12 protein-coding genes and 1 tRNA gene are annotated in these 14998 nt (G+C 64.5%); 11 read left to right on the forward strand and 2 right to left on the reverse strand.

Features of this window, described 5'->3' with window-relative positions:
* The first annotated feature begins 55 nt into the window (after positions 1-55).
* From KUV65_RS16240 to KUV65_RS16275, 8 genes are all read left to right on the forward strand, one after another.
* Positions 56-1087 (forward strand): LacI family DNA-binding transcriptional regulator, encoded by a 1032-nt coding sequence (locus KUV65_RS16240; RefSeq protein ID WP_222191783.1) that lies wholly within the window; start codon positions 56-58, stop codon positions 1085-1087.
* A 95-nt stretch (positions 1088-1182) separates the two neighbouring features.
* Positions 1183-2499 (forward strand): ABC transporter substrate-binding protein, encoded by a 1317-nt coding sequence (locus tag KUV65_RS16245; RefSeq protein WP_222191784.1) that lies wholly within the window; start codon positions 1183-1185, stop codon positions 2497-2499.
* A gap of 127 nt (positions 2500-2626) precedes the next feature.
* Positions 2627-3493 carry a carbohydrate ABC transporter permease gene (locus tag KUV65_RS16250; RefSeq protein WP_222191916.1) on the forward strand — a complete coding sequence of 289 codons (867 nt, stop codon included), beginning with the start codon at positions 2627-2629 and terminating at the stop codon, positions 3491-3493.
* Positions 3494-3506: 13 nt separating this feature from the next.
* Positions 3507-4337: a carbohydrate ABC transporter permease gene (locus KUV65_RS16255; RefSeq protein ID WP_222191785.1), complete on the forward strand. Its 831-nt coding sequence runs from the start codon at positions 3507-3509 to the stop codon at positions 4335-4337.
* Between the two features lie 12 nt (positions 4338-4349).
* Positions 4350-5354, forward strand: a complete 1005-nt coding sequence (locus tag KUV65_RS16260) for an ABC transporter ATP-binding protein (RefSeq protein ID WP_222191786.1) — start codon at positions 4350-4352, stop codon at positions 5352-5354.
* Positions 5351-6124, forward strand: a complete 774-nt coding sequence (locus tag KUV65_RS16265; RefSeq protein WP_222191787.1) for an L-iditol 2-dehydrogenase — start codon at positions 5351-5353, stop codon at positions 6122-6124. The genes KUV65_RS16260 and KUV65_RS16265 overlap by 4 nt, the downstream gene beginning before the upstream one ends.
* Complete coding sequence (locus KUV65_RS16270; RefSeq protein ID WP_261331848.1) at positions 6124-7626, forward strand: mannitol dehydrogenase family protein; 1503 nt, start codon at positions 6124-6126, stop codon at positions 7624-7626. Before KUV65_RS16265 ends, KUV65_RS16270 begins: the two co-directional genes overlap by 1 nt.
* A 94-nt stretch (positions 7627-7720) precedes the next feature.
* On the forward strand, positions 7721-9136 hold the full coding sequence (locus tag KUV65_RS16275) for an L-serine ammonia-lyase (protein WP_222191789.1): 1416 nt from the start codon (positions 7721-7723) through the stop codon (positions 9134-9136).
* 6 nt (positions 9137-9142) lie between these two features.
* On the opposite strand, the gene KUV65_RS16280 is transcribed toward KUV65_RS16275, so the two are convergent.
* Positions 9143-10009 (reverse strand): LysR family transcriptional regulator, encoded by an 867-nt coding sequence (locus KUV65_RS16280; protein ID WP_222191790.1) that lies wholly within the window; start codon positions 10007-10009, stop codon positions 9143-9145.
* Between the two features lie 98 nt (positions 10010-10107).
* On the opposite strand from KUV65_RS16280, the gene KUV65_RS16285 reads away from it, so the two are divergent.
* Positions 10108-11163 carry a sodium-dependent bicarbonate transport family permease gene (locus KUV65_RS16285; protein WP_222191791.1) on the forward strand — a complete coding sequence of 352 codons (1056 nt, stop codon included), beginning with the start codon at positions 10108-10110 and terminating at the stop codon, positions 11161-11163.
* 54 nt (positions 11164-11217) lie between these two features.
* Here the strand turns inward: KUV65_RS16285 and KUV65_RS16290 are convergent, their stop codons facing one another.
* Positions 11218-12204, reverse strand: a complete 987-nt coding sequence (locus tag KUV65_RS16290; RefSeq protein WP_222191792.1) for a LacI family DNA-binding transcriptional regulator — start codon at positions 12202-12204, stop codon at positions 11218-11220.
* A gap of 153 nt (positions 12205-12357) precedes the next feature.
* Here KUV65_RS16290 and KUV65_RS16295 point away from each other — a divergent pair.
* Both KUV65_RS16295 and ppsA read left to right on the forward strand, forming a co-directional pair.
* Positions 12358-12434, forward strand: a tRNA-Arg gene (locus KUV65_RS16295).
* A 96-nt stretch (positions 12435-12530) separates the two neighbouring features.
* On the forward strand, positions 12531-14915 hold the full coding sequence (gene ppsA / locus KUV65_RS16300; protein WP_222191793.1) for a phosphoenolpyruvate synthase: 2385 nt from the start codon (positions 12531-12533) through the stop codon (positions 14913-14915).
* Positions 14916-14998 lie beyond the last annotated feature (83 nt).

Consider the following 14998-nt stretch of genomic DNA (forward strand, 5'->3'; position numbering starts at 1 on the left):
CGGGACGCAAGGGGTATTCCGGAGCACCGTCGTTTCGACGACACAGGAGGTCCGCATGGGCGAACAGAAGATCAGGAACATGGAGGAGTTCGCGGCGCTCAGCGGCCTGTCCCGGCCGACCGTGTCGAAATACTTCAATGACCCTGACAGCGTCCGCCCGTCCACCCGCAAGCGAATCGAGCAGGCGCTGGAGCAATACGATTTTCGTCCGAACATCTACGCGGTGAACCAGAACAGGCGCCTGACCAAGAATATCGGGATCGTGGTGCCCTACCTTGCCGATCCGTTCTTTGCCGAGATTGCCCGGAATATCGAACAACTCTGCATCGACACAGGGTATCGGCCGATCCTGATGAGTTCGCATGGCCAGACCGACCAGGAGAATGACAACCTCGACACGCTCCGCGCGCTGAAGCCTGCCGGCGTGTTGCTTGCGCCCTTGGGGCGGATCTCGGACAAGGGCGTGATCGAACGCTTCTGCCGCGATGTGCCGACCGTCCTGTTCGACAGCAATATCGAAGGCATGGGAGAGGCGTTCATCGGTTCCGACAATGCCAGTTTCGTGGATCAGACCGTCGATTACCTGTGTCGCAGCGGGGAGCCGCCCTGCTTTTTCGAGATGCGCACACCTGCCAACCCGAACGCGAACAAGCGCCGGATCGCCTATCTCGAGGCGATGGCGCGGCACGGCGAATCGCCCGTCGTGGTCAGCGTCGAGGGCGATGGCTGGGGGTTCGAAGAGATCGGCCGGCGCGGTGCGCATAGCGCCATCGCGGCGGGTGATTTCAAGACGAACACGATTCTTTGCAGCAACGATCGCCTTGCGATCGGGGTGCTGTCGGCCTGCTATGAGCGCGAGTTGCGTGTCGGGCGCGGACCCGATTGCGACCTGCGCGTGGCCTCGCATGATGACCACCCGTTTTCCCGATTCACCTGCCCCGCGCTGACCACAGCGGCCCATGATTACAAGGCGGTAGCCGGGCGCAGTGTCGAAACCCTGTTCGAGATGATCGAGCATGGTGGCCGCTTCCGCGAGCGCACGGAAACGCTTTTCAAGCCTTACCTGGTCGTGCGGGCGTCGGCGTGATCCGGACCTAAAATTGACGCGCGTAAAAATTTTGTTGACCCGCGTATGATTTGAAAGCAGGGTGCACGCGTCACATCCAACCAGGGAGGATACGGATGTCTCTCAAGACCGTGCTTCGCGCGTCCGGTGCTGCTGCACTCTGCGCAATCGCCTCGGCCGCCACGGCCCAGGACACCACCATCACCATCGCGACCGTCAACAACGGCGACATGATCCGGATGCAGGGGTACACCGACCTCTTCACCGAGCAGACCGGCATCGCCGTCGAATGGGTCACGCTGGAGGAAAACGTCCTGCGTCAGCGCGTGACGACCGACATCACCACCAATGGTGGCCAGTTCGACATCATGACCATCGGCATGTACGAGACGCCGATCTGGGGCGCGAACGGGTGGCTTGTGCCGCTCGATGGCCTGTCCGACGAGTATGACGTCGACGACCTGCTGCCCGCGATGCGTGCCGGCCTCAGCCATGACGGCACGCTCTACGCCGCGCCGTTCTACGGCGAGTCGTCGATGATCATGTATCGCACCGACCTGATGGAAGCCGCGGGCCTTGAAATGCCCGATGCGCCGACCTGGCAGTTCATCCGCGAAGCTGCCGCCGCGATGGATGATCCCGAAAATGGCGTCAACGGTGTCTGTCTGCGCGGCAAGCCCGGCTGGGGCGAAGGCGGGGCCTTCATCACCGTGACTGGCAATTCCTTCGGCGCGCGCTGGTTCGACGAAGACTGGAACGCCCAGTTCGATCAGCCCGAATGGGCCGAGGCGCTGAACTTCTACGTCAACCTGATGAACGACTACGGCCCCGACGGCTACGAGAACAACGGCTTCAACGAGAACCTGTCGCTGTTCCAGCAGGGTCTGTGCGGCATGTGGATTGACGCCACCGTGGCCGCATCCTTCGTGACCAACCCCGAGGAATCGGAAGTGGCGGACAGCGTCGGCTTCGCACTGGCCCCGAACAGCGAAGGTGTCGAGCGTCGCTCGAACTGGCTGTGGGCCTGGGCACTGGCGATCCCCGCCGGCACGCAGCAGGCTGACGCCGCTCTGCAATTCATCGAGTGGGCCACCTCGCGCGAGTACATCGAGCTGGTTGCCGAGAACGAAGGCTGGGCGAACGTGCCGCCGGGTGCGCGCACCTCGCTCTATGAAACGCCCGAGTACCAGGACGTGCCCTTCGCACAGATGACGCTGGACTCGATCCTTGCGGCTGATCCGACCAACCCGACCGTCGACCCGGTTCCCTATGTCGGTATCCAGTTCGTCGCGATCCCCGAATTCGCCGGCATCGCCACCGAGGTGAGCCAGGAATTCGCCGCCGCCTATGCCGGTCAGCAGACCGTGGAAGAGGCGCTGGAGCGCGCGCAAGACATCACCAACGAGGCGATGGAAGCGGCCGGCTACCGCTAAGCCGACGCTCGCCCGAAAATCGGAAGGCGGCGCGCGCCGCCGCCTTCCACCCCCCTCCGATTTCCGCACAATCCGCTAATACCGGCTTGTCACGGGCGCTTGCGTCCGCATGCAGAGGATCTGTCTCATGGCGACCCAGCATTCCCGAACCGCAGCACGGATCATGATGACCCCGGCGGTCTTCCTGCTTCTGGTCTGGATGCTCGTGCCGCTGTCGATGACGCTGTGGTTCTCGTTCCGCCGTTTCCTGCCGCTTCGTGGTGGCGACCAGGGTTTCGTCTGGTTTGAAAACTACACCCGCTTCATCAGCTCCAGCTCGTTCTGGCCCGCGGTTCAGACCACCCTTGTCATCGTCGGTGGTGTCCTGCTGGTCTCCATCGTGTTCGGCATTCTCTTGGCGCTTCTTCTGGATCAGCCGATGTGGGGGCAGGGCGTTGTCCGCATCCTTGTGATCGCGCCTTTCTTCGTCATGCCCACGGTGTCGGCGCTGGTCTGGAAGAACATGTTCATGGATCCGACCAACGGCCTGTTCGCGCATCTCTGGCGGGCCTTCGGCGCCGACCCGGTCGTGTGGCTCAGCGATGTGCCAACCTTCTCGATCATCATGATCGTGTCGTGGCAATGGCTGCCCTTCGCCACCCTTATCCTTCTGACGGCGATCCAGTCGCTGGACAGTGAACAACTCGAGGCCGCCGAGATGGACGGCGCGGGGCCGCTGGCGCGGTTCGGTTTCATCACGCTGCCGCATCTCAGCCGCGCGATCACCATCGTGATCCTGATCCAGACGATCTTCCTCTTGTCGATCTTCGCCGAGATTTTCGTGACCACCGGTGGGGCCTTCGGCACCCGGACCCTGACCTACCTGATCTACCAACGCGTTCTCGAAAGCCAGAATGTCGGCTTGGGCAGCGCGGGCGGCGTCTACGCCATCATCCTCGCCAATATCGTCGCGCTCTTCCTGATGCGCATTGTCGGCAAGAACCTGGACCGTTGAGGAGGACCTGACCATGGCACGCGCCGTTACCACTCAACGCAAGGCCATCAACACGACCATCGCCTGGGCGATCGGCCTTCTGATCTTCTTTCCGATCCTCTGGACGATCCTGACCTCGTTCAAGACCGAAGGGGAGGCCGTCGCGAACCCGCCCGTCTTCCTGTTCTTCGACTGGACGCTGGAGAATTACGCGGTCGTGCAGGAACGCTCGAACTACATGCGCTTCTTGTGGAACTCGATCATCATCGCGGGCGGCTCCACCCTGTTGGGCATACTCGTCGCGGTTCCGGCGGCGTGGTCCATGGCCTTCGTCCCGTCGAAGCGGACCAAGGACATCCTGCTGTGGATGCTCTCGACCAAGATGTTGCCGGCGGTGGGTGTGCTTTACCCGATCTACCTGCTCTGCATCGAGTTGGGCGTTCTCGACAGCCGCGCGGCGCTGGTCGTGATCCTGATGCTCATCAATCTGCCGATCATCGTCTGGATGCTTTATACCTACTTCCGCGAGATCCCCGGCGAGATCCTGGAGGCCGCGCGGATGGACGGCGCGGGCCTGAAGGAGGAGCTTCTCTATATCCTGACGCCGATGGCCGTGCCCGGCATCGCCTCGACCCTCCTGCTGAATTTCATCCTCGCCTGGAACGAGGCGTTCTGGACCCTCAACCTCACGGCGGTCGACGCGGCCCCCCTGACGGCCTTCATCGCCAGCTATTCCAGCCCCGAGGGCCTGTTCTTCGCCAAGCTAAGCGCGGCTTCGACCATGGCCATCGCGCCGATCCTCATCCTTGGCTGGTTCAGCCAGAAACAACTCGTCCGCGGCCTGACCTTCGGCGCGGTGAAATAAGGAGACCTCTGCATGGGACGCATCACGCTCGACAAGGTCCGCAAGGCCTTCGGTGAGGTCGAAGTCATTCCGCCGCTGGACCTGACCATCGAAGACGGGGAGTTCGTGGTTTTCGTCGGCCCCTCGGGCTGCGGCAAGTCCACGCTCCTGCGATTGATCGCGGGGCTGGAGGATGTCTCCGGCGGACAGATCCGCATTGATGGGCAGGACGCCACGATGGTGCCGCCCGCCAAGCGTGGCCTTGCCATGGTGTTCCAGTCCTACGCGCTTTATCCGCATATGTCGGTGCGCAAGAACATCGCCTTCCCGCTGCGCATGGCCAAGCTGGACCCAGCCGAACAAAACCGGCGGGTCGAGGCCGCGGCAGAGGTTCTGAACCTCACCGACTACCTGGACCGGCGTCCGGGCCAGCTTTCGGGCGGTCAACGTCAGCGCGTCGCCATCGGCCGCGCCATCGTGCGGGAGCCTGCGGCCTTCCTCTTTGACGAGCCGCTGTCGAACCTCGACGCGGCGCTGCGTGTCGGCATGCGGCTGGAGATTTCCGAGCTTCACAAGCGCCTCAAGACCACGATGATCTACGTTACCCATGACCAGGTCGAAGCCATGACCATGGCCGACAAGATCGTGGTGCTGCGCGCCGGGCATATCGAGCAGGTGGGCAGCCCGCTGGAACTGTATCGTGAACCGCGCAACACATTCGTCGCCGGGTTTATCGGCAGCCCCAAGATGAACCTTCTGGAAGGGGCCGAGGCCGAGAAGCGGGGGGCGACCACTGTCGGCATCCGCCCCGAGCACATCACGCCGTCCGCGACCGAAGGCCAGTGGAAGGGCAGGGTCGGCGTGGCCGAGCACCTGGGCTCTGACACGTTCTTCCATGTCCATGTCGACGGCTGGCCCGAACCGATCACCGTGCGCGCCGGGGGCGAGGTCGACATGAACCACGGCGACACGATTTACCTCACGCCGGATGAAGAGCGGATGCACCGTTTCGACGCGCAGGGGCTGCGGATCGCATGAGCCGGCTTGAAGGAAAAACGGCACTGATCACCGGTGCGGCCCGCGGTATCGGGCGGGCCTTTGCCGAGGCCTATGTGCGCGAGGGGGCCAAGGTTTGCATCGCCGATATCGATATCGCCCGCGCACGGAAAACCGTGGGCGAGATCGGCCCGGCCGCCACCGCGATCGAGATGGATGTGACGCGACAGGAAAGCATCGACGCCGCCGTGGACGAGGCGATCGCGGCCATGGGCCATATCGACATCCTGATCAACAACGCCGCGATTTTCAGTGCCGCACCCATCGTCGAGATCACGCGCGAGGATTACCAGCGCGTGTTCGATATCAACGTCTCGGGCGTGCTGTTCACCATGCAGGCCGTCGCGCGGCACATGATCGACCGGGCCCAGGGCGGCAAGATCATCAACATGGCAAGCCAGGCCGGTCGCCGGGGGGAGCCGCTCGTCGCGGTCTATTGCGCCAGCAAGGCCGCGATCATCAGCCTGACGCAATCGGCCGGCCTGAACCTGATCGAGCACCGGATCAACGTGAACGCCATCGCGCCCGGCGTCGTGGATGGGGAGCATTGGGACGGCGTCGACGCCTTCTTTGCCAAGTACGAGGGCAAGGCCCCGGGGCAAAAGAAGAAAGAGGTCGGCGCAGGTGTCCCCTACGGGCGCATGGGGCGGGCAGAGGACCTGACCGGCATGGCTGTATTCCTCGCCACCCCCGAGGCCGATTACATCGTGGCGCAGTGCTACAACGTGGACGGCGGACAATGGATGAGCTGATGATTTCAAGCACTGCCCACCCCGTCCGGCTGTCCAACAGCACGCTGGCCGATCTGCCCGAGGGAATCGCGCGCCCGAGCTATGACCGCGCGGCCCTGACCCCGGGGATCGTTCATATCGGGCTGGGCAATTTCCATCGCGCGCACCAGGCGTGGTATTTGCACCGGCTGATGCAGCAAGGCGAGGCGCTGGATTGGGCGATCATCGGCGCAGGTGTCCGGCCCTATGACGCGGCGATGCGCGAACGGCTGATTGCGCAGGATTGCCTGACCACCCTGATCGAGCTCGCCCCCGACCACCGCTCGGCGGAGGTCACCGGCGCGATGATCGACTACCTGCCCATCGAAGAGGGCAATGGCCCGCTTATCGCGGCCATGTCCGACCCGTCTGTCCGCATCGTGGCGCTGACCGTGACCGAGGGCGGGTATTACACGGACCCGGCGACCGGCCTGTTCGACAGCCGCCATCCCGACATCCGGCACGATGCAGAGCACCCCGACCGCCCCCGCACGGCCTTCGGCGCGATGGTCGCGGCCCTGCGCGCAAGGCGAGAGGCGGGGATCGGCCCCTTTGCCGGCCTGTCTTGCGACAACCTGCGCGGCAATGGTGGCGTTCTGCAGCAGACCGTCGTGGGCCTTGCCCGGTTGAGCGATCCGGCCCTGGCCGACTGGATCGAGGCCGAGGCGAGCTTTCCGAACTCGATGGTCGATTGCATCGTCCCCGCGACCGGGCCGGCAGAATTGGCCCTTGCGCGCGAGATGGGCATAGAGGACGCCGCCCCCGTCACGCACGAGAATTTCCGCCAATGGGTGATCGAGGATGATTTCTGCGCCGGTCGCCCCGATTGGGACCGTGTCGGCGCCACCTTTACCGACGATGTGCATTCCTACGAGATGATGAAGATCCGCATCCTGAATGCGGGTCACCAGGTGTTGGCCAATGCGGGCGAACTGCTCTCGGTGCCGACCATCGCGGGATGCGCGGCGCATCCGGCCATCGCACCCTTTTTCCGAAAGGTGCAGACCGAGGAAATCGTGCCTTACGTCCACGCCGTCCCCGGCATGACGCCGACACAATACCTGGATCTGATCGAACGGCGTTTTTCCAACCCGGCCATCCGCGACACGACACGCCGCGTCGCGTTTGACGGATCGTCCCGCCACACCGGGTTTGTCCTGCCGATCCTTCGCGATGCGCTCGCCGCCGGTGGCCCCGTCCGAGGGCTGGCACTGGTCGAGGCGCTCTGGGCCCGCATGTGTGCCGGTACGCGGGAGGATGGGTCGGTGATCGAACCGAACGATCCGGCCTGGGCCACGCTTGTTGCCGCCGCGCAAGCCGCAAAGGACGATCCGCGCAGCTGGCTGCAGCAGGCCGACCTCTACGGCGATCTCGCGTCGCATGCGGGGTTTGCCGATGCGTTCGAGCAATGGCTTCGCAGGATCTGGCAAGACGGGACCGAGGCGGTTTTGCGCGAATACGCCCGGGCTTCGCGGTCGTCGTAACCGGGGGGCTGTCGCAGACCGGTCGCGGCGCGTCGCATGCGATGTGACCTGAGCCATCCGGCGCGCTAGGGTGCATCCCGAAAAGGGGTGCGCCATGTTTCTCAGCGTTTTCGACATCTTCAAGATCGGGGTCGGCCCCTCGTCGTCGCACACGATGGGGCCGATGACCGCCGCCGCGCGCTTCCTGTCCGATCTGCGCGGCGGGCGCGAGAAGGAACCGGGCGCGGGCGATTTGGCCGCTTTGGGCTGTTCATTGCACGGATCACTGGCCTTCACCGGCAAGGGCCATGCGACCGACCGCGCCGTGATCCTTGGCTTCGCGGGGTTCGAACCCCACACCCTCGACCCTGACCGCGCCGAAGAACTGGAGGCCGACATTCGCGCCAGCGGGCAGGTGGCGCCGCCCGGCCTGCCGCCCCTGCGGTTCGATCCCGAGAAAGACCTGGTGTTCGATTATGGCCCGCCCCTGCCAGGACACGCGAACGGCATGATCCTGCGGGCTTTCGACACCGCCGGGAACCTCTACATGGAGGAGACCTATTACTCCATCGGCGGCGGGTTCGTGATGACCGCGCGCGAACTGGCGCAGCAGGATCAGGGCGGGGCCGCCGCCCTGCATGCCGAGAAGGAAGAAGCGGGCTTTCCCTATCCGTTCGGGTCGGCGGCCGAGATGCTGGCGATGGGCCGCGCCTCGGGGAAAACGATCGCGCAGATGAAATGGGCGAACGAGGAACGCCTGACGCCGCGTGCGGCGCTTCGCGACGGGGTCGATGGGATCTGGGCCGCGATGGATGATTGCATCGACCGCGGCCTGCGGATGTCGGGCGAGTTGCCCGGCGGCCTGCGGGTCAAACGCCGGGCACGGGCCATCCACGAACAACTCAAGGCCGAAGCAGGGACGAACATCGCCCAACCCCACACGGTGAACGACTGGCTGTCGGTCTACGCCATGGCCGTGAACGAGGAGAATGCCGCCGGAGGGCGTGTCGTGACCTCGCCCACCAATGGGGCGGCGGGCGTCGTGCCAGCGGTGATGCGCTACTACCGCGATCATTGCATCGGCGCGACCGAGGAGGGGCGGCGCACCTTCCTGATGGTTGCCGCTGCGATTGGTGGCCTCATCAAGCATAACGCCAGCATTTCTGGCGCTGAGGTCGGTTGCCAGGGCGAGGTCGGCTCGGCCAGTGCCATGGCAGCGGCGGGTCTTTGCGCCGCCCTTGGCGGCACGGATGAACAGGTGGAAAACGCCGCCGAGATCGCGCTGGAACATCACCTTGGCATGACATGCGATCCGGTGGCGGGCCTTGTCCAGGTGCCCTGTATCGAGCGCAACGGGCTTGGCGCGATCAAGGCCGTGTCCGCGGCCTCCCTCGCCCTGCGCGGGGATGGCACGCATTTCATCCCGCTCGACAATTGTATCGAGGCGATGCGCCAGACCGGCATCGACATGTCCCACAAGTACAAGGAAACCAGTCAGGGCGGGTTGGCCGTGAACATCCCCGAATGCTGAGCGGTTTCAGCCCTGCGGCAGCAGCGCTTCCAAAGCCGGGTGGGGAAAGCTGCGCGGCACGGTGATCGCGAAAAAGCTTTCGATGATGTCCAACTCGAACGGCGCCGTTTGCAGCCGCCCGTCCCGTAATTCATCCGCGAAGACGACCGACGGCGCGATGGCGAGGCCGACCCCTTCGCGCGCCAGCAGGCGCACCATCGCCATGTCGTCCACCTCGGCCGCGATGCGGGGCTGGATGCCCAGTTGCGCGGTCAACGCCTCGAACCCGGTGCGGATCGAGCTTTCGGTGGGCACGATGAAGGGCTCACTGGTCAGCAGGGCGGCCAGCGTGTCGTGGTGCAAGCGGTCCGGCACGCCGTGGATGCCCACGGAGGTTTCCGCGATCCGCTGCGCGGTGAATTGCGCGCCGTAATCGCCAGGAGGCGGATCGGTCGTCAGAACCACGTCGAGCGCGAGCGCCTTCAAGGCGTCGAGCAGTGTCTGCACATTACCCGAGCGCAGGGCGAGGCGGACTTCCCCGGCCTCCAGCGCCGGGCGCAGGAACCCGAGCTGAAAGTTGCGCGACAGCGTCGACAGCGCCCCCACCCTCAGGGGCGCGGCGGCGCGCCCGGCATGGCGCAAGGTGGCCAGCAACTCCTCCCCGGTGCCAAAGATCCGGTCGGCATGATCCAGCGCGATCCGCCCCACCTCGGTCAGTTCCAGCCGACGGCCGACGCGGTCAAACAGCTTCTGCCCCAGTCGATCCTCCAACGCCTTGATCTGCGTGCTCAGCGCCGATTGCGACAGGTTCAGCCGCTCGGCCGTGCGGGTGAGGTTCCCGTCATGGGCAACCTCGCGGAAATAGCCAAGATGATGATAGTTCAGATCCTTCATGTTCTGAAAAATAGAACATTTTATCCTGAAAGATATATTTTTCTTCTTTTCATGCCATCGCTACCTCGACTCCAGTTATTCATTCCCGGAGGTGTCCTATGGAGTTCCTGTCCGATCTGCTGGCGACAATGGTCACGCAGCTGCAAAAGCCGACCCTGTCCTTTCTCATCGGCGGCATGGTCCTGGCCGCGCTTGGCAGCCAATTCAAAGTGCCCGACGCAATCTACAAGTTCATCGTCATGGTCCTGCTGCTGAAAGTCGGGCTGGAAGCCGGCATCTCGGTGCGAGAGGCGGATTTCGCCCAACTTCTAGTCCCCGCCATCGCCGCGATGGTCACCGGCATCGCCATCGTCCTGATCGGCGCGGTCACATTGGCGCGCGCCCGGGGCGTCTCACCGGTGGACGGCATCGCGACCTCGGGCCTGTTCGGGGCGGTCTCTGCCTCTACGCTCGCGGCGGGCATGGCGGTCATGCAGGATGGCGGCCTGCCGTATGAAGGGTTCATCGGCGCGCTTTATCCCTTCATGGATATCGCGGCGCTGGTCACGGCCATCGTGCTTGGGCGTCTGGCGACCGCGCGGACGGCGACCAGCGGCCAAGGGGGCGCAGCGACCATGACCCTGTCCTTCGGCGGGTCCAATGGCGGCGGGCAACCCGGTGTCGTAAAAGAGATCATCACCGACACGCTGCGCAGTTCCGCTGTCTCGGCCCTGCTGCTGGGATTGGTCCTTGGCATCGTGGCGCGGCCCGATGCGGTGGTCGAAAGCTTCTACGATCCGCTCTTCTCGGGCCTTCTGTCGCTCCTGATGCTGATCCTCGGGATGGAGGCGTGGAGCCGGTTGTCCGAGCTGCGCAAGGTCGCCCATGCCTATATCGCCTACGCGGTCGCCGCGCCCATCGTGCACGGCCTGATCGGTTTCGGCCTCGGGCTGGTCGCCCATTACCTGACCGGCTTCTCGGCGGGGGGCGTGGTCCTTCTGGCGGTCATGGCGGCCTCCAGTTCCGATATCTCGGGGCCGCCGACGATCCGCGGCGCGCTGCCCGAGGCCAACCCTTCGGCCTATATCGGGTCGTCCACCGGCATCGGGACCCCGGTCGCCATCCTCAGCATCCCGCTGTTCGTGGCCTTGGCCGATGCGGTGATCGGGTTCTGATCTGACGATTGTTTTCGGGGGCGGGTGCCACGCGCAGTCGCCCCCGTTTCCTGTTCAGCCGTCACGCACCGTGTCGCCCGGCTGAAACTCCGGCTCCAGCGTCACGATCTCGTCGGTCAATTCGCCGCTTGCGATCAACTCCGCCGCCTTGCGGCCGATCTCGTGCCGCTTGCTGTCCATGGTGGCGATGCGCATGGGCAAACCGTCCAGCACCTCGAAGGCGTTGAACCCGGCCAGCCCAATCTGATCGGGGATCGAATAGCCCTTTTCGAGGCAATAGATCAGGCCGCCCGCCGCGTTCATGTCGGTGTTGAAGTAGAGGAAATCGAGGTCGGGCGTCCGCGTCAGGATCTCCTCGGCCATGCCGCGCCCGGTGCCGAAGCCGGAGCTTCCCTCGTAGAAACACTCGTCCGCAAGCCCGAGGCCCGCTTCGGCCAGCCCCTCGCGGAACCCTTTCAGCCGTTTTTGCGCCCGGTGATCGGCGATGGAGGACGACCCGAGATAGCCGATCCGCCGATACCCGCGCGCCGCGATCTCGCGCGCCATGGCCCGCCCGGCCGCCTCGTGGCTGATGCCCACGGCCGCGGCAACCGGGTCGCCATCCACGTCCATGACCTCGACCACGGGAATTCCTGCATTCGCCATCATCGCGCGGGCGGCATCGGTATGCTCCAACCCCGACACGATCAGGCCAGAGGGACGCCAGCTCAGCATCTCGTAGATGACTTTCTCTTCCTGCTCGTGATCGTAACGGGATGTGCCGATCACCGGCTGGAGAGAGGTTTCTTCAAGCACCTCGCCGATTCCACCCAGGACATCGGGGAACACCATGTTCGACAGGGACGGGATCACGACCCCCACCAGGTTCACCCGGTTCGAGGCCAGCGCGCCCGCGATCTTGTTGGGCACGTAGCCCAGCTGGCGTGCCGCGGCGAAGACCCGTTCCCGGGTTTTCTCTGAGACATCCCCGCGTTGGCGCAGTACGCGACTGACCGTCATTTCCGACACGCCCGCCGCCTCGGCCACGTCGCGCAGGGTCATCTGCGGTTTTCCGTCGAAAGGGTTGCGTCCGCGCAAAGGGATCGTCCTGCCAGGGTAGCGCTATCATCCATTGATACGCGCCACTTGGCCCTGACCGCAACCCGGCTCGGGCAAGGTTGCGTGACGGATCGAAATGCCCGACAAGGGGGCATCGGCCCCGTGGCTCAACTGGATAGAGCAATCCCCTCCTAAGGGATAGGTTGCAGGTTCGAGTCCTGCCGGGGTCACCATCTCTTGCGCGAAACCTGATCAACCTTGACGTGTGTCAAGGCTGCGCCTCCGTGTCTGTCCGACCCTCTCCCGACAGGATCGGGAGGAAACGAGACATGACAGCAAAATCAGGGACCAGTGTGATCTGGTTCGACGATCTCGCGCGCGGGGATGTCGGCGTGGTCGGCGGCAAGAACGCGTCGCTTGGCGAGATGGTGCAGAACCTCTCCAGCGCAGGTATCCGCGTGCCGCCGGGTTTTGCCACCACGGCGGACGCCTTCTGGCGTTTCATCGACCACAACGATTTGCGCGCCGCGATCTCGGGCGCCATCGCCGAATGGGACGCCGAGCGGGCCAGCCTCCACGAAACGGGCGAGGCGATCCGATCCATGATCCTGCGCGGCACGTGGCCGGATGACATCCGCGAGGCGATCCTTTCGGCCTATGCCGCATTGTCCGAGCGCGCCGGGAAACCGGAGCTGTCGGTTGCCGTACGATCTTCGGCCACCGCCGAGGACCTGCCCGATGCCAGTTTTGCCGGCCAGCAGGAGACGTTTCTGAATGTACGGGGGAGCGCCGCGCTGCTCGACTCGTGTCGCAGGTGTTATGCCTCGCTCTTCACCGACCGTGCGCTCAGCTATCGTCGGGTTCAGGGCTTCGATCATCTCGCCGTCGCGCTTTCCGTGGGGGTGCAGCAGATGGTGCGCTCCGACACAGGGGGGGCGGGCGTGATGTTCTCCATCGACACCGAAACGGGCTTCGACAAGCTGGTTCTGATCAATGCCGCCTGGGGGCTTGGCGAGAATGTCGTGCAGGGCGCCGTGACCCCCGATGAATACGAAGTGTTCAAGCCGCTTCTCGACGATCCCGCGCTCTCGCCGGTCATCGAAAAGACCCTCGGCGCGAAAGAGATCAAGATGATCTATGCCGAGGATGACGAACACCCGACCGTCAATATCGACACGACACAGGACGAACGCGATCGCTTCGTTCTGTCTGACCCCGAGATCGTCGAACTCGCCCGCTACGCCGCGCGGATCGAGGCGCATTATGGCTGCCCGATGGACATGGAATGGGCCCGCGATGGCGACACGGGCGAGTTGTTCATCGTGCAGGCCCGTCCCGAAACGGTGCAATCCCGTGCCGACGAAAGCATGGTGCGAAGCTATCAGGTTCATGACGCTGGCCCCGTTCTGCTCGGCGGTCTGTCCATCGGTAACGGCGCGGCCGCCGGGCCGGTCTGCGTCATCCGCTCGGCCGAGCAGATCGACCGCTTCATCGACGGGGCGGTTCTTGTCACCGGCACCACCGACCCGGACTGGGTGCCGATCATGAAGCGCGCTTCGGCTATCGTGACCGACTCCGGCGGGCGCACCAGTCACGCCGCCATCGTCAGCCGCGAGTTGGGCTTGCCCGCCATCGTCGGCACCGGCACCGCGACCGCGCTTTTGACCGATGGGCAGGAGGTGACCGTCAATTGCGCCGAAGGGGCCGAGGGCACCGTCCATGAGGGCCAGGCCGAGATCACGGTCGAAGAGGTTCGGCAGGTCACCCCACCCGACACGAAAACACGGGTGATGCTGAACCTCGCCAACCCGGCCTCGGCCACCCGCTGGTGGCGCCTGCCTGCAGCGGGTGTGGGGCTTGCGCGGATGGAGTTTGTCATCGCCAACACGATCCGCGCGCATCCCATGGCGCTGCATGATCCTTCCGTGCTCGATAGCCAGACGCAGGCCCAGATCGCCACTGTCAGCCGCGGCTTCGACAGCCCGCGCGACTTCTTCGTTCAATCGCTCGCCCGCGGCCTTGCCCAGATCGCCGCCACCGTCTGGCCCGAGCCCGCTATCGTGCGGATGAGCGATTTCAAGACGAACGAATACGCCGCGCTCCTGGGCGGTGAGGGGTTCGAGCCACGGGAAGAAAACCCCATGATCGGCTTTCGAGGCGCGGCGCGGTACACGGCGCCGCAATACAAGCCCGGGTTCCTCATGGAATGCGCGGCCATCAAGCATCTGCGCGATGAGATGGGGTTCACCAATGTGATCGTCATGATCCCGTTCTGCCGGACGCCGGAGGAGGCTGATGGCGTTCTCACGGTCATGGAGGAAGCGGGGCTCAAGCGCGGCGAAAACGGCCTGCAAGTCTATGTGATGTGCGAGATTCCATCGAACGTGATCCTTGCAGAAGAATTTGCCAAACGGTTCGACGGGTTCTCGATCGGGTCGAACGACCTGACGCAGCTGACCCTCGGGGTCGACCGCGACTCCGGCGAATTGGCGCATCTCTTCCGTGAACGCGACCCGGCTGTCCTGTGGATGATCCGGCAGGTGATCGAACGCGCCCATGCGTCGGGTCGCAAGGTGGGGCTCTGCGGGCAGGCCCCGTCCAACGATCCCGAGTTCGCGCGTTTACTGGTCGAGGCCGGTATCGACACGATCTCGGTCACGCCGGACACGTTCTATCTGGTCAAGGAGAACGTTGCTGCAGCCGAGGCCGAGTGACGGGGTCGGGTCACGGCCCCACCCTTGTCTCAGGCGGGCGTCGCCTTTGGCACCGAGTCAATGCTGCTTCATCTTGGCAAGAA

This window comes from Maritalea mobilis, assembly GCF_019800885.1.
In the GTDB taxonomy this organism is placed as follows: Bacteria; Pseudomonadota; Alphaproteobacteria; order Rhodobacterales; family Rhodobacteraceae; genus Roseibacterium; species Roseibacterium beibuensis.